The organism is Cryobacterium sp. MDB2-A-1 (assembly GCF_004402675.1).
Taxonomy (GTDB): Bacteria; Actinomycetota; Actinomycetes; order Actinomycetales; family Microbacteriaceae; genus Cryobacterium; species Cryobacterium glucosi.
The window spans coordinates 171699-193607 of sequence record NZ_SOFK01000010.1 but is presented as its reverse complement, the minus strand read 5'-3'; the positions used below and the strand labels follow the sequence as shown (position 1 = coordinate 193607).

Here is a 21909-nt window from a genome sequence, read left to right as displayed (position 1 = left end):
CGGGTCTAGCGCAGGCCGAGTGTGTCGACCCAGTAGGCCAGGAAGTTCGCGCCGGCGGCGTCGTGGATCAGGTCACCCTCGATGATCACGGGGTACGGTCGCTCGAGGACCCCGTCGGACGGGCGCACATCCACGTGGGCGACCTCGTACCCGGCGGTGTGCAGGTGGTCGGCCATCAGGTAGTCGCTGCGTGAGTCGCCGACGGAGCGCCACACCCGGGGGAGCGGGCCGGTCTCGGCGAAGAAGGCGAGGGCGCGTTCGGCGCCGTGGTCTTTGTCGAGGGTGACGGATTCGATGTCCGTCGAGATGATCGTGGGATCGATCCGGAACGGCACAGCACCCGACGCGTCCGGGGAGACCCGGTCACCGAAGCGGACCCCGAGCCCGAGGCCCGTGAGGATCGCGAATGAGGCCTCGTTGAAGTCGGCAGCGGCCGCCGCGTAGTCGGAGTCTGCGGCATCCGTGCGTTGTTCGACCGAGACCATGGCCTGCTTGGTCTCATCGAAGAACATGGTGTCGGCGAAACGGTCGTGCACGAGCGAACGGATCGCGTCGACGGCGGCCGCAGGCAGTGCGACGCTCGGGTCGACAACAACGTCGCCCATTCCCGCTGCGGTGATCGGGAACCAGACGGCGCCCTTCTCGCAGACACCGTACATGCGCATGGTCTCCGGGAGGCCGGCCGCGAGGAGGGGCGTGATGACCTGCTCGCGAATGAAGAGCGCCGACCGGCCGGTGATGAAGGCGATCGGCACGTTCGCGGCCGCGAGCGTGATCAGGTCGGCGATGATGCTGTCGCGCCGGATCGTTCGGGTGACCGGACTGGCGATCGGCCCGTCGACGTCGAGGAGGAGGCCGAGGGGAGGGAGGCTGTCTGGCATGGCTCCATTGTTTCATGGGCCGCTCGGTGCATGGCCCGCCCGGTGCACGGCCCGCCCGGTGCGCGGCCGCCCGTCGACGGGCGTCAGCCGGTCGTGACGCGCACATCACCGTTGGTGGTCTGGGCGATGATCGTGCGCCGTGCGGAGGGATCGCTCGGGACGGAGCCTGTGTCGACGTTCCCGTTCGTCGTCCGCGCGTCGACGAGGTAGGAGAGTCCGGCTGCCGGCATGCGCACCGTGATCGAACCGTTGGTGCTGCGGGCCTCGACGGCCTCAGGGGCATCCCGGAAATCGACCTCGACGGCTCCGTTCGTGGTCGTGGCGACCACGCGGCGGGAACCGGCATCGCGCACCCTGATCGCGCCGTTGGTGGTGTGGACCTCCACCCGGCCGAGCGTACCCGTCGTCTCGACGGCTCCGTTCGTGGTCGTCAGCCTCAGCGCGCCGGTGAGTGCCGACGCCTCGATCTGCCCGTTCACCCCGTCCGCGGTGAGGGAGAGTGCCGCAGGGAGGGCCACCGTCATGTTCAGGGAGCAGAAGCCGAGCCACTGGCTCGGGCACCCGCCGGTGACCTCGGTCACGCCGTTCGCCGTTGTGATCGCCAGCGTCGGCGTGGCGCCGAGCGAACTGCCGTCTGCCCGCACGTGCACCTGCGAATCGGGGCTGGGTTCGAAGCGGATGGCGGAGTTCGGAACCCGGACAGCCACGCTCGACCCGGCCTCGGCATCCGCTGCGAGATGGACGGGCGTGCCGACCGCGCCGCCGGTCAGAAGAAGGATGAGCAGTGCGGCCCCGGCCAGGATGACGACGCCGAGCACAACGACGGCGACGATGAGGCCTGCCCGCCCTCCGCGGCGCCGATCCGGCTGCGGGGGCACGGCCGGCTGGGGCGGCACCGGCGTTCGGGGCTGGACCGGTGGACGTTCCGGCGGCATTGCGCTCGCGTTCATGCAGCAGACCATACCCGTGTCCTGCCCTCCCGGTACGGAGCGAGGCCTGGGCAGCGGTCAGCTGACGTGCACCGCCGGACGGCGCTTGACGTCGCGCTCGGCGACGCGGAGCACCTCGCGGGTCACCGGGGCGACCTCGCCGTTTCCGAAGAACAGGAACCTGGCCATGTTGGAGATCGGGCTGCCCTCTGTCCACTCGAAGTAGATCGTGGGGACGATGCCGGTCACGTCGCGAATTTCGAGGAGCACGGAAGCCAGGGTGTTGGGGATGTTGCCGCTGTAGACCTCGAGGACCCGGTAGCCGTGCTTGACGACGCCGCGAACGAGGAGGTCCTCCTCGAACTCGGAGGAGTCGGTGCCGTGCACCTCGAGGAAGATGGTCTGCGAGTCGCGGGGAATGTGCGAGTACCGGCGCTCGTCGCGGTCCTTGTGCCGGTACTCGTGTTCGCTGCCGTCGTCCGGTTCGTTCGCGATGACCCGGACTGCGCCGTCGGCGGCATCCGCTTTCACGAAAGCGAGGGCCCTCTCGTCGAGGGCCACGGATGTCGCCCGAAGCTGGAAGGACCGGCGTACCCGGGAGATCAGCGAGATGAGCAGGATCCCGGCGATGAACAGCCCGGCGATGCGCAGGCCGTCCGGGCGTTCGATGACGTTGAGGACGGTCGTGTACGCGAAGACGAGGGAAATGGCTCCGAAGCCGATCGTCCGCTTGCGCTGGCCCTGCCTGCGGGCGGACAGGGTCACAGCGGCGGACGCCGACGTGATCAGCACGAGAACGCCTGTCGCGTATGCGCCGCCCTGGGCGTCGACGCTGGCCTGGAAGACGACGGTGATGATGAACGCGATCGCGGTGAAGACGAGAACGAGCGGCCGCACGGCGCGAGCCCACTGCGGTGCCATGCCGTAGCGCGGCAGGTACCGGGGCACGAGGTTGAGGAGTCCGGCCATGGCGGACGCCCCGGCGAACCAGAGGATGCAGATCGTGCTGACGTCGTACACGGTTCCGAACACCGGGCCGAGGAACTCGTGTGCGAGGTACGCGAGCGCGCGCCCATTGGCCTGCCCGCCCGGCTGGAATTCGGCCTGGGGGATCAGGAACGTCGTCATGAAGCTCGTCAGGATCAGGAAGCCGCTCATGATCACGGCGGCCGTCGTCAGCAGGCGGCCGGCGCCGCGGATGCGCCCTGCGGGACGCTCGGGTGTGTCCGTCGGGTCGCCGGTGATCTGCGGCATCACGGCGACGCCGGTCTCGAAGCCGGAGAGGCCGAGGGCGAGCTTCGGGAAGACGATGAGGGCGATCCCGACCATGATCAGCGGATCACCGTGCTGGGCGTTGAGCGCGCTCCACCAGTCGGTGATCATCACCGGCCGGCTCGCGATCTGCGCCAGGGAGACGAACACGACCACGAGGTTGAGCGCGAGGTAGACGCCGACGAGCACGACGGCGATGCCGATCGCTTCCTTGAAACCCTTGAGGAACACGATCGCGAGGAGCGAGATCAGGGCGAGGGTGATGCCGATCTCGTTGCCGTGGAACCATTCGGGGGCGAAGGGATTCTCGATGGCGTGTGCCGTGGCATCCGCCGCGGAGAGGGTGATCGTGATCATGAAGTCGGTGGCCGCAAAGCCGAGCAGGGCCAGGACGAAGAGCTTGCCCGCCCACCAGGGCAGGAGGTGTTCGAGCATGTGGATGGACCCGGAGCCGTTGAAGCTCTCGCGGGCGACCCTGCGATACACGGGGAGCGCGCCGAGCAGGGTCAGCAGGACGAGGACGATCGTTGCAAAGGGGGAGAGCAGGCCGGCCGCGAGCGCGGCGATGGCCGGCTGGTAGCCGAGCGTGGAGAAGTAGTCGACGCCGGTGAGGCACATGACGCGCCACCAGCTGTGCGTCTTCTCCGCTGTGCGGGCGTGCGGACCCTGGTGCGGGCGCTCACTGTCCTGAAGGAGCCAGTGCGAAAGACGGTCCCGCCGGGTGGTGACGGGTCGGGGAACCGCGGTGGAGCCGGCCTCCGTCGAGGAGTGAGGCATACGAGGGGCCCTTACTGGTCTGGAGGTCGCGTAGTGCAGGGATCAGCCTACGCGCACGAAAGGCCTGCTGGCACGTTCCTCAGCACCGAATTGACGCCGGATACCGCGGTGGTGTCGGGGATGTCGTCCGGGGTACCGTCCCGGGTGATGTCGGCGGACCAGACCCGGCCGGCGGCGATTATCCTTGAACACGATGATTACGAGACGAATGGCCGCCTTGCGACTGGATATTCCGCTCGAGATGGCGCAGCGACACGACCTTCCCTCGCGCCTGACCGAAGCGGAACTGGCCGAGATTGAGAACAACCCGCCGGACTGGCTGGTGCAGTCGCGGGCCAACCGCACGGGCAAGAAACCGGTCTGGGTCGAGCTCCGCTGCGACGTCTGCGGTTTCTCGGAGGCGGCCCGCCCGAAGAAGTGGTGGCCGGCCTTCACGTACCTCACGTGTGACGACCATGGCGCAGACGAACTGCCGGAGCCTGCCGCCGGTCTCAGCCGTACAGAGGTCGACGGTGTCGGCACCCGCTTCATCGGAATCGTCGACGAGACCCCCTGACCGGATCGGCCTCAGGCCCGGGCGCGCCGGGGCATCGACACCGCGGCGACCACGGTCAGCGCGGCGGTGATGGCGACCGCGACGAAGACGGCGACGGATGCCGCCTGAACGCTCGCGGCATCCCGCACGCCCGATGCCGACGAGCCGATGATCCCGTTCGCCACTGCGCCGAAGATCGCGACACCGACGGCACTGCCGATGGACCGGGAGAACAGGTTCGCGCCGGTCACGACGCCGCGCTCGTCCCATTCGACGCTCGACTGCGCCGCGATGAGCGTGGGTGTTGCGACGAGGCCGAGGCCGAGGCCCACGACGAAGCAGCTCAGCGCGGTCACCACCACCATCGGAGTGCCGGCCGTCCCCGCGAGGAGCAGGGCGCCGAACAGGACGATGGACACGCCGATCAGCGCCGTGTTCCGGAAGCCGATCCTGAGGTAGAACCGGCCGGACAGCGCCGCGGAGATGGGCCAGCCGACCGTGAGGGCGGCGAGAGCGAGTCCGGCGACGAGCGGCGGCGTGCCGAGCACGCCTTCGAGGTAGGTCGGAACGAAGGAGGTCAGCCCGATCAGGATCGCGCCGACGCCGACCGAGATCAACGCGGTACTGAGCAGCAGGCGCCTGCTGAACGCCCAGAGCGGCAGCACCGGTTCTGCGGCACGACGCTCCGCCAACCCGAACAGGACGAGGAGCACGGCCCCGGTCGCGAAGGCCGCGATGCTCGGCACGGAATCCCAGGCCCAGGCCTGACCACCCTCGAGGACCGCGAGGATCAGAAGAGTGAGTGCCGTCGTCAGGAGGACGGCGCCGAGGTAGTCGACGCGGTGCCGGCGGGCCGTCACGGTCTCGTGGAAGGTGCGTTGCAGCATCCAGGCAGCGATGAGGCACAGCGGGATGTTCACGAAGAAGATCCAGCGCCAGGACAGGAACTGCGAGAAGATCCCGCCGAGGCTCGGTCCCACCACCGAGGAGATCGCCCAGACGCTTGCGAGGTAGCCCTGCACCTTGGCCCGTTCGACGACGGTGTAGATGTCCCCGGCGATCGTGATCGCCATCGGCTGCACGGCGCCGGCGCCGAGGCCCTGGATCGCCCGGAATGCGATCAGCGCAGGCATGCTCCAGGCCAGGCCGCAGAGCACGGACCCGAGAAGGAACAGTCCGATGCCGATCATCACGATCGGTTTCCGGCCGAGCGTGTCCGAGAGTTTCGCGTAGACCGGCACGGAGACGGCCTGCGCGAGCAGGTAGATCGAGAACAGCCACGGAAACTGGGCGAATCCGCCGAGGTCGCCGACGATCGTCGGCACCGCTGTGGCGAGGATCGTCGCGTCGATCGCCACGAGCCCCGTCGTCAGCATCAGGGCGATCAGGATCGGGCCGCGCGCGGATCGGAAACCTACTTCAGTCGTGCTCATGCGGCCTCCGTCGTCATTTCGGTACGAGGGATGTAATCGGCGCCGACGGTTCCGCATTCCCATTCCAGAATAAGAAGTCCGAGCCGAGGCAAAAGAGAAGGCCCCCGGACGAATCCGGGGGCCTTCCTGCACTGTCTCAACCAGCGCTCGTCCGTTCGCTGAAGTTATCAGCGACCGGAAGTCTGGACCGAGTCTAGTCGACGTCCGGGACCGGGCCGGTGAAGCGGATGCGCGGGCTCAGGCGCGCCGCAACGCTGCGCCGTCGAGACGGTACGTCGTCCAGCCGTCGAGGGGCCGGGCGGCGAGAGACTCGTAGAAGCCGATCGCGGGCGCGTTCCAGTCGAGGACATCCCATTCCAGGCGCGCGTACCCGCGCTCGACGCACAGTGCCGCGAGGCTGGTGAGTAGTGCGGTTCCATACCCGCCGCCCCGGTGGGCCGGCCGTACGTACAGGTCCTCGAGATGGATGCCGTGCACGCCCTCCCAGGTCGAGAAGGTCAGGAACCACACGGCCATCCCGGCCAGGGTACCGGCCTCCTCGCCGTCGATGACGAACGCGTGGACCGCGGGCTCGTCGCCGAAGAGGGCGGCGAGGAATCCCTCCTCCGTCGCCGCGACCGCGTCGGGTTCGCGTTCGTATTCGGCGAGTTCGACGACCAGCCGAAGGATCTCGGGAACATCGGCGGGCACGGCGGGACGGATCGGCTTCATCCGACCAGCGTACGGGACCTCCCGCTGGCCGGCGCTAGTCCTCCGACGGCCTCCGGCGCTGCTGTTTCGTCGCCGAACGCTGTTCCTTGGCCGCGAGGCGCCGACGGTTCGAACCCCTGGTCGGTTTGGTCGCCCGGCGGCGAGCGGCATCCGGGGCCAGGGCCGCGGACACGAGTTCGGCGAGCTTGGCCAGGGCGATCTCGCGGTTCCGGAGCTGGGAGCGCTGCTCCGACGCTGCGACCGTGATCACCCCGCCGACGAGTCGCCGGTCGAGTCGCGCCAGGAGCCTTGCCCGCTGGCCGTCGGACAGGGACGGCGACAGGGCGACGCTCCAGGACAGTTCGACGCGGCTATCCGAGGTGTTCACGTGCTGCCCGCCAGGCCCCGGCGACCGCGAGAACCGCCAGCCGAGTTCCGATGCGGGAATCGTGAGCGCGGGTGACACCTCCAGATCCATGGTCCCAGCGTGCCACAGCAGAGTGGAGCCGGCGGGGTATGCATCCGGTGGGCGTGCGGTGTGGCACCCCGGGGTCTACGTTTGCTAGGGTAGCGGTGGGCGCCAATGAGAGCGCTCTCACACAGGTTTGGGTCTGGTGCATCGATGGATTCCGATATTTTCGGATCCCGTCGCTATCCGGTCCTCCGCATATCGCAAAGGTGCACACATGAGGTTCGGTCATTTCGACGACGAGGCCAGGGAATACGTGATCGAGACCCCGCTCACGCCATACCCGTGGATCAACTACCTGGGCAGCGAAGATTTCTTTTCCCTGATTTCTCACACGGCCGGCGGGTACACGTTCTATAAGGACGCGAAGATGCGTCGCCTGACGCGGTATCGCTACAACGACATTCCCACCGACTCCGGCGGACGATATTTCTTCATCAACGACGGCGACGACGTCTGGACGCCGAGCTGGCTGCCGATGAAGAAGGACCTCGACTTCTTCGAGACCCGCCACGGCATGGGGTACACCCGGATCACCGGCGAGCGCGGCGGCCTGCGCGTCTCCACCCTGTACTTCGTACCCCTCGGCGAGACGGCCGAGGTGCAGAAGGTGACGATCACCAACACCTCGGACCACGTCAAGACCTTCTCCCTCTTCTCGTACCTCGAGTTCTGCCTCTGGAACGCCCAGGACGACCAGACCAACTACCAGCGCAACCTCTCCCTCGCCGAGGTCGAGGTCGAGGGCAGCACGATCTACCACAAGACCGAATACCGCGAGCGTCGCGACCACTACGCCGTGTACTCGGTGAACGCCGAGATCGCCGGGTTCGACACCGACAGGGAGACCTTCGTCGGGCTCTATGAGACCCTGGCCGAGGCGAAGGTCCCGAACGCCGGCACGGCGCAGAACTCGATGGCGTCCGGCTGGTACCCGATCGGTTCGCACCAGGTCGACTCGACCCTGCAGCCCGGCGAGACCCGCGAGCTCGTGTTCGTCGTCGGCTATGTCGAGAACACGGAGGAGAACGGCCAGGGCAAGTGGGCCGACGATGCCAAGCAGGTCATCAACAAGACACGGGCGCACGAACTTCTCGCCCGGCTCGACACGACCGAGAAGGCGGATGCCGCGTTCGAGGCCCTGGGGGAGTACTGGACCACCCTGCTCTCCGCGTACACCGTGACCTCGCCGGACGACAAGCTCAACCGGATGGTCAACATCTGGAACCAGTACCAGTGCATGGTCACATTCAACATGTCCCGCTCGGCCTCCTACTTCGAGACCGGAATCGGGCGCGGGATGGGCTTCCGAGACTCGACCCAGGACCTGCTCGGCTTCGTACACCTGATCCCCGACCGCGCCCGCGAACGCATCCTCGACATCGCCGCCACCCAGCTTCCGGACGGCTCGGCCTACCACCAGTACCAGCCGCTCACCAAGCGCGGCAACGACGAGCTCGGGAGCGGCTTCAACGACGACCCGGCCTGGCTGATCATCGGGGTGGATGCCTACCTCAAGGAGACCGGGGACTTCAGCATCCTCGACGAGGTCGTGCCGTTCGACAACAACGACGCGCTCGCGCAGACGCTCTACACCCACCTCACGCGCTCCTTCGAGTTCACCCTCAACAACCTCGGCCCGCACGGCCTGCCCCTGATCGGGCGCGCCGACTGGAACGACTGCCTGAACCTGAACTGCTTCTCGACGACGCCGGGCGAGTCTTTCCAGACCACGGAGAACCAGGCAGGCGGCGTCGCGGAGTCGACATTCATCGCGGCCCAGTTCGTGCTCGCTGCCGGACAGTACGCGACCATCGCCGAGCGCGGCGGCGACACCCAGCAGGCCGACCGCGCCCGCAAGGCCGCTGCGACCATGAGCCAGGTGCTGCTCTCCGACGGCTGGGACGGCGAGTGGTTCCTGCGCGCTTACGACTTCTACGGCAACAAGGTCGGCACCCACGAAGACACCGAGGGCCAGATCTGGATCGAGCCGCAGGGCTTCGCGGTCCTCGCCGGCGTCGGCGTCGAGCACAACGCGGACGGAACCCCGTCCGCTACAAGCCCCGCGTTCCGAGCCCTCGACTCCGTGGACCGCCTGCTCGGCTCCGCACACGGACTCGTACTGCAATACCCGGCGTACAAGAGCTACCGCATCGAACTCGGCGAGGTCTCGACGTACCCGCCGGGCTACAAGGAGAACGGCGGAATCTTCTGCCACAACAACCCGTGGGTCATCATCGGCGAGACGGTTCTCGGCCGCGGCGCCAAGGCCTTCGACCACTACCGCAAGATCACGCCGGCCTACCGTGAGGAGATCTCCGAGGTGCACCGCCTCGAACCGTACGTGTACGCGCAGATGATCGCCGGCAAGGAGGCCTCCCGGCACGGCGAGGCCAAGAACTCCTGGCTCACCGGCACAGCCGCGTGGAACTTCGTGACGGTCTCCCAGTACCTCCTGGGCGTGCGCACCGACTACGACGGCCTCGTCGTCGACCCGCAGCTCGGACCGGACGTCGCTGAATTCACCGTCACTCGCCGGGCCCGCGGTGCGACCTACGTCATCACCGTTGCCAACTCGGGCAGGGAGGGGTCGCGCGCAAGCCTCGCGGTCGACGGAGTGGCCATCCAAGGCCGCACCGTGCCGTACGCCCCTGACGGCGCCGTCGTGCAGGTGCGCGCCACCCTGTAGTCACCCCGGCCGGCATTCGCCCGGTGCGCCCGAGAGAGTCTCCGGCGCACCGGGCGTTCTGCGTCACCGGGAAATAAACCGTGTCCGACCGCGGAAGTGCCTGGCTATCCGGGTCCGGGGTGCTTATATGAGCACGTGGATGAATGGACGGGGGGACTGCCGCCTGCTGCGCATGCCCGCATCGCTGGACAAAAGGCCAGTCGAACAGCGGGGTCGCTGCTCTCGGTCGCCGCGGCGGCGAGCATCCAGAGCGTCGGGCTGACCGCCGTCGGCGAAGTCTTCGGCTGCGCCGTCATGAACCTCGGGTGGAAGGGCAGCGGTTGTGCCTGGTGGACGTCGGGGGCGAAGATGGGGAGATCGTCGATAGGCCAGGTTTCGCCCGTGACGACCTCAGGCGGCGGGTCCACCTGGGGCAGCTTCGCCCCCTACGTCGGCGCATACGAACGCGGCTGGTATGGCGCACTCAAGCGGATGCGCGTCGAAGCGCAGGCACTCGGGGCGCACGGAGTCGTTGACATTCGCATCCGTCGCACCCGCGTCGAGGGCACGGCCTGGGAATTCAGCGCCCTCGGTACGGCCGTGCGCTCCACGGATTCCTCTCTCGTGCCTTCTCCCGGATCCGCGGCCGACCCCTGGTACACCAACCTGAGCGGAGAAGACTGCGCCGCGGCTCTCCTGGCCGGATATCTCCCGCACAGTGTCGTGCTCGGGATGTCCGTGTCGACGAAGCATGAGGATTGGCAGCTCCAGCAGCAGCGCACCAGTTGGATAAACGGCGAAGTGACCGGGATGACCAGGCTGGTCCAGGCGGCGCGGCGCGAAGCCAGGGAGCGGCTCGCGCGCCGGGTCACGCACACGGGTGCGGCAGATCTCGTCGTGACCGACACCACGCTGTCCGAGTTCGACACCGCGTGCGGCGGCTCGGATGCGCGAGACCTGCACGCCGAATTCGTCGTCGTCGGCACCACCCTGGTGGCGTTGCCGCGCGCGCGGAACCGGTCGGCCGTTCCTCCGCCCCTGACCGTGATGCCCCTGCGCGATTCCCCGCAACGCCCACGAACGCCTGAACGATGATCTCCCCAGCACCCACGACGAGCGAACGGACGACCACCCCATGACGGACCCATTCTCCGGCGTCTCCCTCTCGGCGAGCGCCCGGGCGCGCCTGGCCGACGGCAAGAAGCATCTGTTCACGTCCGACCTGTCCGTCAACGAGTTCCTCCTGGTGCGGCAAGCCGGATTCCGCCCGGTGGGACTCGTGCTCGGTTCGAGCGTCTACCACGTCGGGATCCAGACGCGACGCTGGGGCCAGAACATGGAGCTCGACAAGCTCAGTGCCGCGATGTACCACGCTCGGGAACTCGCGATGACGCGCATGGAGGCGGAGGCCGACGCCCTGGGCGCAGACGGCATCGTGGGCGTTCGGCTCGAGATCGAGTTCAAGGACTACGGCAACAACCTTGCCGAATTCGTGGCCATCGGAACAGCCGTCGTGGCAGACCACGCCCCGGCGAGCGGTACCTGGCGCAACAACAAGGGTCTTCCGTTCACCTCGGACCTCTCCGGCCAGGACTTCTGGACCTTGATCCAGTCGGGCTACGCACCGCTCGGCCTCGTGATGGGAACCTGCGTCTATCACATCGCCCACCGGGGAACGATAGCCGCCCTCAGCAGCCTGGGAGCGAACATCGAGATCACCCAGTTCACGGAGGCGCTGTACGACGCTCGCGAACTGGCCATGGGGAGAATGCAGACGGAGGCCGAAACCCTCGCGGCTGACGGCATCGTCGGAGTGCAACTCTTGTCGCTGCCGCACCGGTGGGGCGGCCACACCACGGAATTCTTCGCGATCGGAAGCGCGGTCCGCGAACTGCGCGAGGATCACGTCATCGCCACTCCGGGCCTCGTGCTTCCCCTGACGGACGGTGGCCGCTGGTGACCCTCGAGCAAGCCACGGCCGACCCCCAGGCGTTTCTGGCCGGCCTCGCCGACGGAGCCATACGTGCGCTGTCCGCACCGGTGGCCGCGAGTGTCCTGACGGTGGAACGGAACCGCTCGCTGGCAGACCGCCTGGCCGGCAAGCCCGGGTCCATCCGTGAGATTCGACTTGGGGCGAACAGTGAGACCCTGACCCTCACTCACCTCGCGGGACCCCGGTTCCTCGCCCAGGCCCAGAAGGTTTCCGGCGGCGTCGTGATCTCACGGCGGACCCTGACCCTCGGCGAATGGCTCAGCGTCTTCGCCGGCCGTATCGCCGCCGTGGCGGGGGATGCCGCGGGCGAGGCTTCCGCGGCGGCGCACGCACTCCACACCCTCGGCATCGAGTCGACAGGGTCGGACGTACGGGTTGCCGATGCGACCCTCGACGTCGATCTGAGAAGCCTTCCGGCGCGGGTGGAGTCCCGTCTCCCGCCGGAAGCCGTGACGGCCGTCCGTCGGATCACCGGGCTGCTGCTGGAGACACTGCCGAGGCTGGCGGGCAACCTGGAAGCCGAGATGACGGCCAGGCGAACGGCGACCTCGTATCTCCCCGAGACTCTGCGCACGTATCTTGCGCTCCCTGCCGAGTGGGCGCACAATCACGTCTTCGCCGACGGCACCACGCCTGACACGGCACTGGCCGCTCAGTTGACCGTTCTCGAGACGGCCGTCACCGAGATGTACGACGCGGCCGTCCGTGATGATGCCGAAGGTCTCCTGATCAACGGCCGGTTCCTCTCCGCTCGTTTCGCCAGGTCCAGTCTCGATCTCTCGTAACGGCGATGCGTGCGGGCTGGGCGATCGAGGACTAGCTTGGGTGGGTGTCCACTCCCTCGATCGACGCACACACCATTCACGCCGCCGGCGTCGAGCGGCTGCTCGCGAGCTATCGGGCGGTCCCGCCGACGGCCTCCGTCCGGCTCGCGAAGCACACCTCGAACCTGTTCCGGTCACGCGCGAAGTCGGACGCCCCGGGCCTCGACACGTCGGGATTGACGGGCGTCATCGCGGTCGATACCGAAGCGCGGACGGCCGACGTGGCCGGCATGTGCACCTATGAGGACCTCCTCGCCGCGACCTTGCCGCTCGGGTTGGCTCCGCTCGTGGTCCCACAGCTGAAGACGATCACCCTCGGCGGTGCGGTCACGGGCCTCGGCATCGAATCGACGTCCTTCCGCAACGGCCTTCCGCACGAGTCGGTGCTGGAGCTGGACATCCTCACCGGAACGGGCGACGTCATCACGGCGTCGCCGGCTGAGCACGAGGACCTCTTCCGCGCTTTCCCGAACTCCTACGGCACGCTCGGGTACGCGGTGCGCCTGCGCATTGAGCTGGAGCAGGTTGACCCCTTCGTCGAGATCCGGCACCTGCGGTTCCACTCGCTCCCCGACCTCATCGCGGCGATGGACCGCATCGTCGCGACCGGTGACCTGGACGGCGACCGCGTCGACTACCTCGACGGCGTGGTGTCCAGCGCCGACGAAGGCTACCTCTGCGTGGGCGCCCAGACCGCCGCGTCCGGCCCGGTGAGCGATTACACCGGGCAGAAGATCTACTACCGGTCCATCCAGCACGACGCCGGCACCACGGTCGACCGGCTCACGATCCACGACTACCTGTGGCGGTGGGACACGGACTGGTTCTGGTGCTCGGCGGCATTCGGCGCACAGCGTCCGCTCGTCCGCAGGCTCTGGCCCCGAACGCTTCGGCGCAGCAGCTTCTACGGGAAGCTGATGCGCTACGAACAGCGATTCCAGATCGGGGATCGCCTCGAGTGGCTGCGGAATCGTCCACGCCGGGAACGTGTCGTGCAGGACGTCGAGATACCGATCGAGCGCTGTGCGGAGTTCCTGGAGTGGTTTCTGGCCACTGTGCCGATCGAACCGATCTGGCTCTGCCCGCTGCGGCTGCGTGACGACGGCGGCTGGCCGCTGTACCCGATCCGGCCGCGACAGACGTATGTCAACGTCGGGTTCTGGTCGACGGTGCCGGTGGGGTCGACCGAGGGGGAGACGAACCGTCGGATCGAGGATGCGGTCGGCGAGTTCGACGGGCACAAGTCGCTGTACTCGGACTCGTACTACTCTCCGGAGAAGTTCGACGGACTCTATGGCGGAGACGTCTATCGGAGCGTCAAGGCCCGCTACGACCCCGATTCGCGTCTCCTCGATCTCTACGCAAAGGCGGTGTTACGACGATGACCACATTCCAGCAGCGATCCTCGGAAGCCACGGAAGGGGCTCGCACGTCGGAGCCGGAGGGGAAGCTCGCCCTCGCCGGGATCCTCGAAATCCTGGCCGGCGGTCGGCTCCCGCTCCGTTTCACCGCCTACGACGGGAGTTCGGCCGGCCCGCCGGAGGCACCGCTCGGGCTGGAGCTGAGAACGCCGCGGGGCACGACCTACCTGGCGACCGGCCGCGGCGACCTGGGCCTGGCCCGCGCCTATATCGCCGGTGACCTCGAGATCCACGGGGTGCACCCCGGCGACCCGTACGAGCTCCTCAGAGCGCTCACCGGCGACCTGGTCTTCACGCTGCCGTCGCCCCGGGTGATGGCCACCATCATCCGCTCGATCGGAGTCGGCCACCTGCGCCCGATCAAACCGCCGGAACTGGAAGCACCGCCGCGCTGGCGCCGGATCGCCGGGGGACTACGGCACAGCAAGAGCAGGGACGCCGAGGCGATCCACCACCACTACGACGTGTCGAACACCTTCTACGAGTGGGTGCTCGGGCCGTCGATGACCTACACGTGCGCGTGCTACCCGCGCCCGGACGCCTCCCTCGACGAGGCTCAGGAGAACAAGTACCGGCTGGTGTTCGAGAAGCTGCGGCTGAAGCCGGGCGACCGGCTGCTCGACGTCGGCTGCGGCTGGGGCGGCATGGTGCGTTACGCGGCCCGCCGCGGCGTGAGGGCCACCGGAGTGACCCTGTCGGAACAGCAGGCCGGCTGGGCGCAGCGTGCGATCGCCGAGGAAGGCCTCGCCGGTCTGGCCGAAGTCCGGTTCGGCGACTACCGCGACATCGCCGAGACCGGCTTCGACGCCGTGTCGTCGATCGGGCTGCTCGAGCACATCGGCGTGCGCAACTATCCCGCGTACTTCGAGTTCCTGCAGTCCCGCCTGCGCCAGGGCGGGCTCCTGCTCAACCACTGCATCACCCGCCCGGACAACCATTCCGAAGCGTCCACCCGCGGGTTCATCGACCGGTATGTCTTCCCCGACGGCGAGCTCACCGGCTCCGGCCGCATCATCAGCGCCGCACAGGACACCGGCCTGGAGGTGCTGCACGAGGAGAACCTGCGGCAGCACTACGCCCTGACCCTGCGCGACTGGTGCACCAACCTCGTCGAGCACTGGGATGAGGCCGTCGCCGAGGTCGGACTGCAGACCGCGAAGGTCTGGGGCCTGTACATGGCCGGCTCACGGCTCGCGTTCGAGACGGGGGGAATCCAGCTGCACCAGGTCCTTGCGGTGAAGCCGTCGGACGGGGACGGCCTCGGGAGCCTGCCCCTGCGGCCCTGGTGGACTCCCTGATTCGTTGGGGAAGTTCGTTAGGGAAGAAGGATAGTCCGGACCACCGATGTCGTCCTATGCTGAGGCCGTGATCAGTAACTCAGCGGCCAGCGTTGCCAGCACAGCAAAGAACAGCCGCACTTTGCAGATGCTTGCCCGCCTGGGCTTCGCCGTCAACGGCTTGTTGCACATCCTCATCGCCGCGATAGCCATCGCCATCGTGGTTGGTGCCGGAAGCGGTAGTGCAGATCAGTCCGGTGCTCTCGGGCAGCTCGCGACGAGCCCGGGCGGAGTATTCGTTCTGTGGGTTGTGGTCGCGGGACTGGCTGCCCTCGGGCTCTGGCTGCTTTTGGGAGCGTTCCTGATGCGCGGCGCAGACCCCAAACGTCAGTGGTCCCGGCGCGTCACTGAAGTCGGCAAGGCGGTTGTCTACTTCCTTCTTGCGGGGACCGCTTTCACCTTTGCGCAGGGGGGAGCGACGAGTTCCGCCGGCAGTACCCGTGATGCCAGCGCATCGCTTCTTGCGGCGCCAGGAGGCGTGATCGTCCTCCTGGCCGGGGGTCTTCTCGTGCTGGCCATCGGGGTCTACTTCGTGCGCAAGGGTGCGTTGCAGAAGTTCACGGCAGATATCTCGGTGCCGAGCGGGTCGGCTGGAAAGTTTGTCCTCGCTTTGGGAATCGTCGGCTACGTCGCCAAGGGAATCGTGTTGGCCGTCGTGGCGGTCCTCATCGTGGTTGCGGCCATCACCGTGGACCCGAGCCAGTCGACCGGCCTGGACGGGGCGCTGAGGTCCCTCGTCGCTCTTCCGTACGGCGGGCCTATCTTGTCTGCTCTTGGTGCGGGTCTGATCGCCTATGGGCTGTACGGCTTCGTCAGGGCCTGGCGCGCCCGGCTCTGACATCTGAGGTTCACGCGGGTTCAGGTCATTCCGCAGAGTGCGGGATCGTGATCTGGAGCTCCCCGGAAGCCCGAAGGCTTCGCCACGTGTCGTAGGCGATCACGCTGCCCAGAATGACCAGGGAAAGTGATACGGATGCCATGACATCCGTTGCCCAGTGGTAGCCCAAATAAACGCGACTGACCGCCGCGGCGACGATGCACAGGAGCGCGAAGCCGAAGCCTGCCATTGCTCCACGGATGCTTCGACGACGTGAGAACACGAGGTACGCGGTCAACAGGACGAAGTCTGATGCGCCCAGGACGTGTCCGGACGGGAAGGAGAAGGAGGGATCGGGGCCGAAGAGCATGAGATCGGTCGGCGGTCGATGGCGGTCCACCGCATGTCCGATCACCTGCCCCAAGAGGACTCCGACCAACATGGCCGATGCCAGGATGAGTGGACGTCGGCCGTGCTTACCTATGATGCCCCAGACCACGCACACGACGAGAAGAAGGATGGGAAGTGCGACGGGCCCGAAAACGATCGCCAGTCCGATCATGATCGCGGTCAGGGTTGGCGAGCGCATACCGAAGAGCCAGTCCTGCACAGGCGCGTCCACCACGGTGAGTCCGTTGTGCTGCAGGACGGAGGCGAGGATTGCCGTGAAACAGACGACGCCGAAGCCGACCAGAACAATCGACGTCACATAGAATCGCCGGCGAGAGGCGGGCTCCAGCACGCGTTCCTCTGCGATGAATCTGGTGCGCATGCCGTGCAGGGAAGACCGCTGGCCGTTGGTGCGGGGAGGATTCACGGGGCAATTCCTTTCGCTGATCGTGACCTGCGTTCCTTGGCGAGCGCGCGTTCACCGTCGAGCTTGGCGGCGAGCGGCGCCCACGTGACAATCGCGACGCCGATTCCGAGCAGCAGGGCGCCCAGGGTATCGGTGAGCCAGTGTGCACCGAGATAGGTGCGACTGATCATCATGAGGGCCGTGTAAACGGTCCCGGCGACCACAACCCAGATCCGTGGCAGGAGAATCGCAATGACTGCGGCCATCGTCGCGGCATTCGCAACGTGGCCAGATGGGAAAGATCCGAAATCGAGGTTCGTCAGGAAATTTTCCGGGCGTGCGCGCCCGAAGAATTGTTTCAGGAGTTGGACGGCTGCTCCGGTGACGATGGTCGCGACCAGGTAGTAAGCCGCCGCCCAGGGACGTCGTGCCACAAGCAGCGCGACGGCGACGAGGGCCGGCACGACGAGGGTCGCCACCACGCCTCCTCCGAGGAAGTCCATCGTCAGTGCAAGGACCTGCCAGAGGGGTTCGCGATTCTCAACCAGTTCCCGCATCCATTCCACATCGATGGGCAACGGCAGCCCATGATCACGCGTTGCGATCAGAGCGCCCAGCGCACACGCCAGGGCGACGGCTGCGAGGCCACTGATCAGCGGCCACCGGCGGGAGACGCGGCGTGCACCCGACGTTGCCGCACGTTCAGGACGCGCGCCGGGCGCTGCATCCGAGCGTTCGGTTGAACTACCGGCCATGACTCCAGCCAAAGGATCGTTTGATGGGCACCGACCGGTCACCATGCTCATGCGGTGATCGTGGGTGAAGGCGAGCTTACCTCCCGGGGTACCGGCGGCCCAACTAAGGTGGGGACACGTGAATCCGCGCGGCCGCACGTCAGATCGGACTTCCAGAGTGAACCTGCGAAAACTGCCCAAGGCCCTGCCGATCGCGGTCCTCGTCCTCGAGATGGCCATCCGCGTCGGGGCGGTCATCAGGATTCCGCCGAACCGCCGTCCCACGGCGGCGATGGCCTGGCTGATGGCGATCTTCATTGCGCCGATCCCGGGAGCGGTGCTCTTCAGCCTCTTCGGCAGCAGCAGGCTCCCGAAGGCACGGCGCGAGAAGCAACAGGACATCAACGACTACATCCTCGGTACGACCGCCGGCCTCGACCAGGTCTCCAAGACGGAGACCTGGCCCCAATGGTTCGAATCCGTCGTCGAACTGAACCACACGTTGGGCGCCATGCCGCTCGTCGGCGGAAACGACGCTGTGCTTCTGCCCGACTACGAGGAGTCGATCGCCGCGATGACCGAGGAAGTGATGCGGGCCGAACGGTACGTGCACGTGGAGTTCTACATTCTCAGCCGAGACCGGACGACGATGCCGTTTTTCGACGCCCTCCTCGCAGCCCATGAACGGGGTGTGATCGTCAGGGTTCTGTACGACCACATCTCGACGATCCGGAGCCCGCAGGGCCGGGCGACCCGCCGTTGGCTGAGGAACGTCGGCATCGATTCCCACGAAATGCTCCCCTTCCATCCTTTCAGAACGCAATGGCGGCGCCCGGACCTGCGAAACCACCGCAAGGTGCTCGTGATCGACGGAATCGTCGGATTCATGGGCTCGCAGAACATGGTCGACCCCAGCTACAACACCAGGGGAAACATCAAACGGAACCTGCGGTGGAAGGATCTGATGGTGCGACTGGAAGGCCCCGTCGTCGCGGGCGTCAACGCGATCTTCATCACCGACTGGTACTCCGAGACGGAAGATCTCCTCACCCGTGAGGCAGACCCGATCTATTCCGTGACCACCGAGGACACCCTCGACTGCCAGGTCGTTCCGAGTGGGCCCGGGTTCGAAGGCGAGAACAACCTGCGGGTCTTCAACGCCCTGCTCTACTCGGCCCAGGAACGACTCGTCATCGCCAGCCCCTACTTCGTCCCCGACGACTCCATGCTCTACGCGATCACGACGGCCGCGGAACGGGGAGTAACGGTGCACCTGTACGCCTGCGAAGTCGCCGACCAGGCCCTCGTATACCACGCACAACGCTCGTACTACGAGACCCTGTTGCGGGCGGGAGTGCGCATCTTCCTGTACGAGAAACCGGTCGTCCTGCATGCCAAGCATTTCACCGTCGACGATGAAGTCGCGGTGATCGGGTCGAGCAATATGGACATGCGCTCGTTCAGCCTCAACTTCGAAATCTCGCTGCTGGTCCGGGGGAGACGTTTCGTCGACGCGCTGCGCAGGATTCAGGACGACTACCGGAGCCACTCCCGGGAGGTTCTGCTCGACGAGTGGCTGCAACGTCCGCTTGGCACGCAGGTCCTGGACAACCTCAGCAGGCTCACTGCCACCGTCCAATGACCGCCGCATGGCGCGACCATTCCCGCTCCCGGGGCACAGCGGGTGGGCAGGCACGTCAGCCGTTCTTCAGGACTCGGGCGGCACGATCAGGAACGTATCGGAACGAATCCTTGGGCCACTGTCAGCAAACTGCAGGCTGCACATATCGCAAGGAGCGCTGAGTATCCGATCCGGGCAAAGAAATAGGCCGGACATCCGTTGGATGTCTCGACCTATTTCTTCTCACAGCGAAGAACCTGGACTACCGGATCTTCATTCTGTGCCCGAGGGGGGACTTGAACCCCCACGCCCATAAGGGCACTAGCACCTCAAGCTAGCGCGTCTGCCATTCCGCCACCCGGGCTGGTGCTGGCCAGCCGGTGACCGGCTGACGAGTCAATAATCTAGCACGGATTTCGAGGCCTTCCCGCACACCCCGACCGAACACCCGCACATGACAGTCCGTGAACCCCCGGGACAGCTCCCCGCAGCGACAACCGATAGCGTGAAGTCATGGCTTCCTGGGCAGACGACACCGATCCGGCAACACCCCTCGATCTGACCGCGGAACTCGCCCGCGACCTGATCCGGTTCGACACCACGAACTACGGCGAGGGCCGTTCCAACGGTGAAACGGATGCCGCGGAGTACGTCGCCGAGCACCTCAGGGGCCTCGGCCTCGCGCCGGAGCTCTTCGACTCGGAGCCGGGGCGCACGAGTGTCGTCGTGCGCGTGCCCGGCCGGAACCGCGACGCGGGCGCCCTGGTCGTGCACGGCCACCTCGACGTCGTCCCCGCCGACCCGGAGACCTGGTCGGTCGACCCTTTCGCCGGTGTCATCAAGGACGGCCTGCTCTGGGGCCGGGGTGCCGTCGACATGAAGAACATGGATGCGATGATCCTCGCGGCACTGGGCGACATCCTCGGCGCGGGCGAGGCACCGGCCCGTGACCTCATCGTGGCGTTCTTCGCCGACGAAGAGGCCGGGGGAGTGCTCGGCTCGCACTACCTCGTCGACACCCGCCCGGAGCTCTTCGCAGGCGCCACCGAGGCGATCAGCGAGGTCGGCGGGTACTCGATCACGCTCGGCGGCCAGCGCGCCTACCTGCTGCAGACGGGGGAGAAGGCCCTGATCTGGATCAAGCTCGTCGCCCGCGGCGACGCCGCCCACGGCTCGAGGCTCATCCGGAACAACGCCGTCACCAAGCTCGCAACGGCCGTCGCGGCGATCGGCCGCCGGGAGTGGCCGATCCGGCTGACCGACACCACGACCCAGCTGCTCGCCGAGATCGCCCGGATCCTCGACGTCGATCCGCAGCGCGTCGGCCCGGACGAACTCGCGCTCGCGACGGGAACAGCGTCCGGGTTCATCCAGGCCAGCCTCCGCACCACGACCAACCCGACGCTGCTCAAGGCCGGGTACAAGCACAACGTGATCCCCGACCTCGCCGAGGCGCTCATCGACATCCGCACTCTGCCCGGCGAGGAGGACGCGGTGCTCGCCGAAGTTGCGAGCCTCGTCGGCCCGGACATCGAGATCGTCGTGATGCACCGCGACATCGGCCTGGAGACCGACTTCGGCGGCCCGCTCGTCGACGCCGTGGTCGGCAGCCTGCACCGGCACGACCCGGGCGCCCCCGTGCTTCCCTATCTCCTGTCAGCGGGCACCGACAACAAAGCCCTGTCCAAGCTTGGAATCCGCGGGTACGGGTTCGCCCCGCTGCGCCTTCCGGCTGAGCTGGACTTCCCCGGAATGTTCCACGGGGTCGACGAGCGGGTTCCGCTCGACGCGCTAGTCTTTGGCAGGCGGGTCCTTACCGACCTGTTGTCGACCTACTAGCAAAGCGAGCTCCGGTGAACTTCCTCAACGCCATCATCCTGGGACTCGTGCAGGGTCTGACCGAGTTCCTCCCGGTTTCGTCCAGCGCCCACATCCGCATCGTCGGCGAACTCCTCGGCATGGGCGGGGACCCGGGCGCCCGGTTCACCGCGATCATCCAGATCGGCACGGAGGCGGCCGTCGTGCTGTTCTTCTGGCGGGACATCTCGCGCATCGTGACGCACTGGGTCAAGTCCCTGTTCGGCAAGATCCCGCGCAGTGATCCCGACGCGCGGATGGGCTGGCTCATCATCTTCGGATCGCTCCCGATCATCGTGCTCGGCCTGGTCTTCCAGAACCAGATCGAGTCCACCCTCCGCAACCTGTGGATCACGGCGACCGTGCTCATCGTCTTCGGCGTGCTGCTCGGTGTCGCCGATGCGGTCGGGGCCCACCGGCGCCGCCTGAAGGACATCACGGTCACGCACGGCGTCATCTACGGCTTCGCCCAGGCGCTCGCGCTGATCCCTGGCGTCTCCCGTTCCGGCGGAACGATTACGGCCGGCCTGTTCATGGGCTACGAGCGCCGCGCCGCCGCCCGTTACGCATTCCTCCTCGCCATCCCGGCTGTGCTCGGCAGCGGCTTCTACGAGATGTACAAGGCCATCGCGCACCCCTGCCTCGAGGGCGCCACCAACTGCACCCCGGAGATCTTCGGCCCGGCCGAGACCGCGGTCGCGACCGTCGTCGCCTTCGTCGTCGCCTTGTTCGTCATCGGATTCTTCATGAACTACATCTCCAAGCGCAGCTTCCTGCCCTTCGTCATCTACCGCATCGTGCTCGGCTTCGCTCTGATGGCCCTGCTCGCGACCAACACCATCGCGGCTTAGGGGC

General features: G+C 67.0%; 19 protein-coding genes and 1 tRNA gene. 11 read left to right on the top strand and 9 right to left on the bottom strand.

Annotated elements, in window-relative coordinates; genetic code table 11:
* Window positions 1-5 precede the first annotated feature (5 nt).
* The 3 genes from E3O39_RS02225 to E3O39_RS02215 all read right to left on the bottom strand — a co-directional run bounded on the left by E3O39_RS02225 (window position 6) and on the right by E3O39_RS02215 (window position 3859).
* A complete protein-coding gene (locus tag E3O39_RS02225; RefSeq protein WP_134446585.1) occupies window positions 6-881 on the bottom strand; it encodes a hypothetical protein in 876 nt (291 codons plus the stop codon).
* 83 nt (window positions 882-964) lie between these two features.
* Complete coding sequence (locus tag E3O39_RS02220; RefSeq protein WP_166787272.1) at window positions 965-1831, bottom strand: DUF4097 family beta strand repeat-containing protein; 867 nt, start codon at window positions 1829-1831, stop codon at window positions 965-967.
* A gap of 57 nt (window positions 1832-1888) precedes the next feature.
* A complete protein-coding gene (locus tag E3O39_RS02215; RefSeq protein ID WP_370294576.1) occupies window positions 1889-3859 on the bottom strand; it encodes an amino acid transporter in 1971 nt (656 codons plus the stop codon).
* A 193-nt stretch (window positions 3860-4052) separates the two neighbouring features.
* On the opposite strand from E3O39_RS02215, the gene E3O39_RS02210 reads away from it, so the two are divergent.
* Window positions 4053-4415 (top strand): hypothetical protein, encoded by a 363-nt coding sequence (locus E3O39_RS02210; protein WP_134446583.1) that lies wholly within the window; start codon window positions 4053-4055, stop codon window positions 4413-4415.
* Window positions 4416-4426: 11 nt separating this feature from the next.
* Here the strand turns inward: E3O39_RS02210 and E3O39_RS02205 are convergent, their stop codons facing one another.
* From E3O39_RS02205 to arfB, 3 genes are all read right to left on the bottom strand, one after another.
* Window positions 4427-5827 carry an MFS transporter gene (locus tag E3O39_RS02205; RefSeq protein ID WP_134446582.1) on the bottom strand — a complete coding sequence of 467 codons (1401 nt, stop codon included), beginning with the start codon at window positions 5825-5827 and terminating at the stop codon, window positions 4427-4429.
* Between the two features lie 237 nt (window positions 5828-6064).
* Complete coding sequence (locus E3O39_RS02200; protein WP_134446581.1) at window positions 6065-6538, bottom strand: GNAT family N-acetyltransferase; 474 nt, start codon at window positions 6536-6538, stop codon at window positions 6065-6067.
* 34 nt (window positions 6539-6572) lie between these two features.
* Window positions 6573-6995: an alternative ribosome rescue aminoacyl-tRNA hydrolase ArfB gene (arfB, locus tag E3O39_RS02195; RefSeq protein ID WP_134446580.1), complete on the bottom strand. Its 423-nt coding sequence runs from the start codon at window positions 6993-6995 to the stop codon at window positions 6573-6575.
* A gap of 208 nt (window positions 6996-7203) precedes the next feature.
* Between arfB and E3O39_RS02190 the strand changes: the two genes are divergently transcribed.
* The 7 genes from E3O39_RS02190 (at window position 7204) to E3O39_RS02160 (ending at window position 16067) form a co-directional block, all read left to right on the top strand.
* Complete coding sequence (locus E3O39_RS02190; protein WP_134446579.1) at window positions 7204-9675, top strand: GH36-type glycosyl hydrolase domain-containing protein; 2472 nt, start codon at window positions 7204-7206, stop codon at window positions 9673-9675.
* Window positions 9676-9810: 135 nt separating this feature from the next.
* On the top strand, window positions 9811-10749 hold the full coding sequence (locus E3O39_RS02185) for a heavy metal-binding domain-containing protein (protein ID WP_134446578.1): 939 nt from the start codon (window positions 9811-9813) through the stop codon (window positions 10747-10749).
* Window positions 10750-10789: 40 nt separating this feature from the next.
* On the top strand, window positions 10790-11614 hold the full coding sequence (locus tag E3O39_RS02180; protein WP_134446577.1) for a heavy metal-binding domain-containing protein: 825 nt from the start codon (window positions 10790-10792) through the stop codon (window positions 11612-11614).
* A complete protein-coding gene (locus tag E3O39_RS02175) occupies window positions 11611-12432 on the top strand; it encodes a hypothetical protein (RefSeq protein WP_134446576.1) in 822 nt (273 codons plus the stop codon). Before E3O39_RS02180 ends, E3O39_RS02175 begins: the two co-directional genes overlap by 4 nt.
* Before the next feature lie 44 nt (window positions 12433-12476).
* On the top strand, window positions 12477-13856 hold the full coding sequence (locus tag E3O39_RS02170) for an FAD-binding oxidoreductase (RefSeq protein ID WP_134446575.1): 1380 nt from the start codon (window positions 12477-12479) through the stop codon (window positions 13854-13856).
* Window positions 13853-15190 carry a class I SAM-dependent methyltransferase gene (locus tag E3O39_RS02165; protein WP_134446574.1) on the top strand — a complete coding sequence of 446 codons (1338 nt, stop codon included), beginning with the start codon at window positions 13853-13855 and terminating at the stop codon, window positions 15188-15190. Before E3O39_RS02170 ends, E3O39_RS02165 begins: the two co-directional genes overlap by 4 nt.
* Before the next feature lie 67 nt (window positions 15191-15257).
* Entirely contained in the window at window positions 15258-16067 is an 810-nt protein-coding gene (locus tag E3O39_RS02160) for a DUF1206 domain-containing protein (protein WP_241984947.1), read from the top strand.
* Window positions 16068-16092: 25 nt separating this feature from the next.
* Here the strand turns inward: E3O39_RS02160 and E3O39_RS02155 are convergent, their stop codons facing one another.
* Window positions 16093-16788: a phosphatase PAP2 family protein gene (locus tag E3O39_RS02155; protein WP_241975456.1), complete on the bottom strand. Its 696-nt coding sequence runs from the start codon at window positions 16786-16788 to the stop codon at window positions 16093-16095.
* A 71-nt stretch (window positions 16789-16859) separates the two neighbouring features.
* Entirely contained in the window at window positions 16860-17597 is a 738-nt protein-coding gene (locus E3O39_RS02150) for a phosphatase PAP2 family protein (protein ID WP_134446573.1), read from the bottom strand.
* Between the two features lie 211 nt (window positions 17598-17808).
* Here E3O39_RS02150 and cls point away from each other — a divergent pair, with 211 nt between their 5' ends.
* Entirely contained in the window at window positions 17809-19218 is a 1410-nt protein-coding gene (cls, locus tag E3O39_RS02145; protein WP_134446624.1) for a cardiolipin synthase, read from the top strand.
* A 260-nt stretch (window positions 19219-19478) separates the two neighbouring features.
* On the opposite strand, the gene E3O39_RS02140 is transcribed toward cls, so the two are convergent.
* A tRNA-Leu gene (locus E3O39_RS02140) sits at window positions 19479-19561 on the bottom strand.
* Window positions 19562-19710: 149 nt separating this feature from the next.
* Here E3O39_RS02140 and E3O39_RS02135 point away from each other — a divergent pair.
* Both E3O39_RS02135 and E3O39_RS02130 read left to right on the top strand, forming a co-directional pair.
* Window positions 19711-21036, top strand: a complete 1326-nt coding sequence (locus E3O39_RS02135) for a M20/M25/M40 family metallo-hydrolase (protein WP_134446572.1) — start codon at window positions 19711-19713, stop codon at window positions 21034-21036.
* 14 nt (window positions 21037-21050) lie between these two features.
* Window positions 21051-21905 carry an undecaprenyl-diphosphate phosphatase gene (locus E3O39_RS02130; RefSeq protein WP_134446571.1) on the top strand — a complete coding sequence of 285 codons (855 nt, stop codon included), beginning with the start codon at window positions 21051-21053 and terminating at the stop codon, window positions 21903-21905.
* Window positions 21906-21909: the final 4 nt, after the last annotated feature.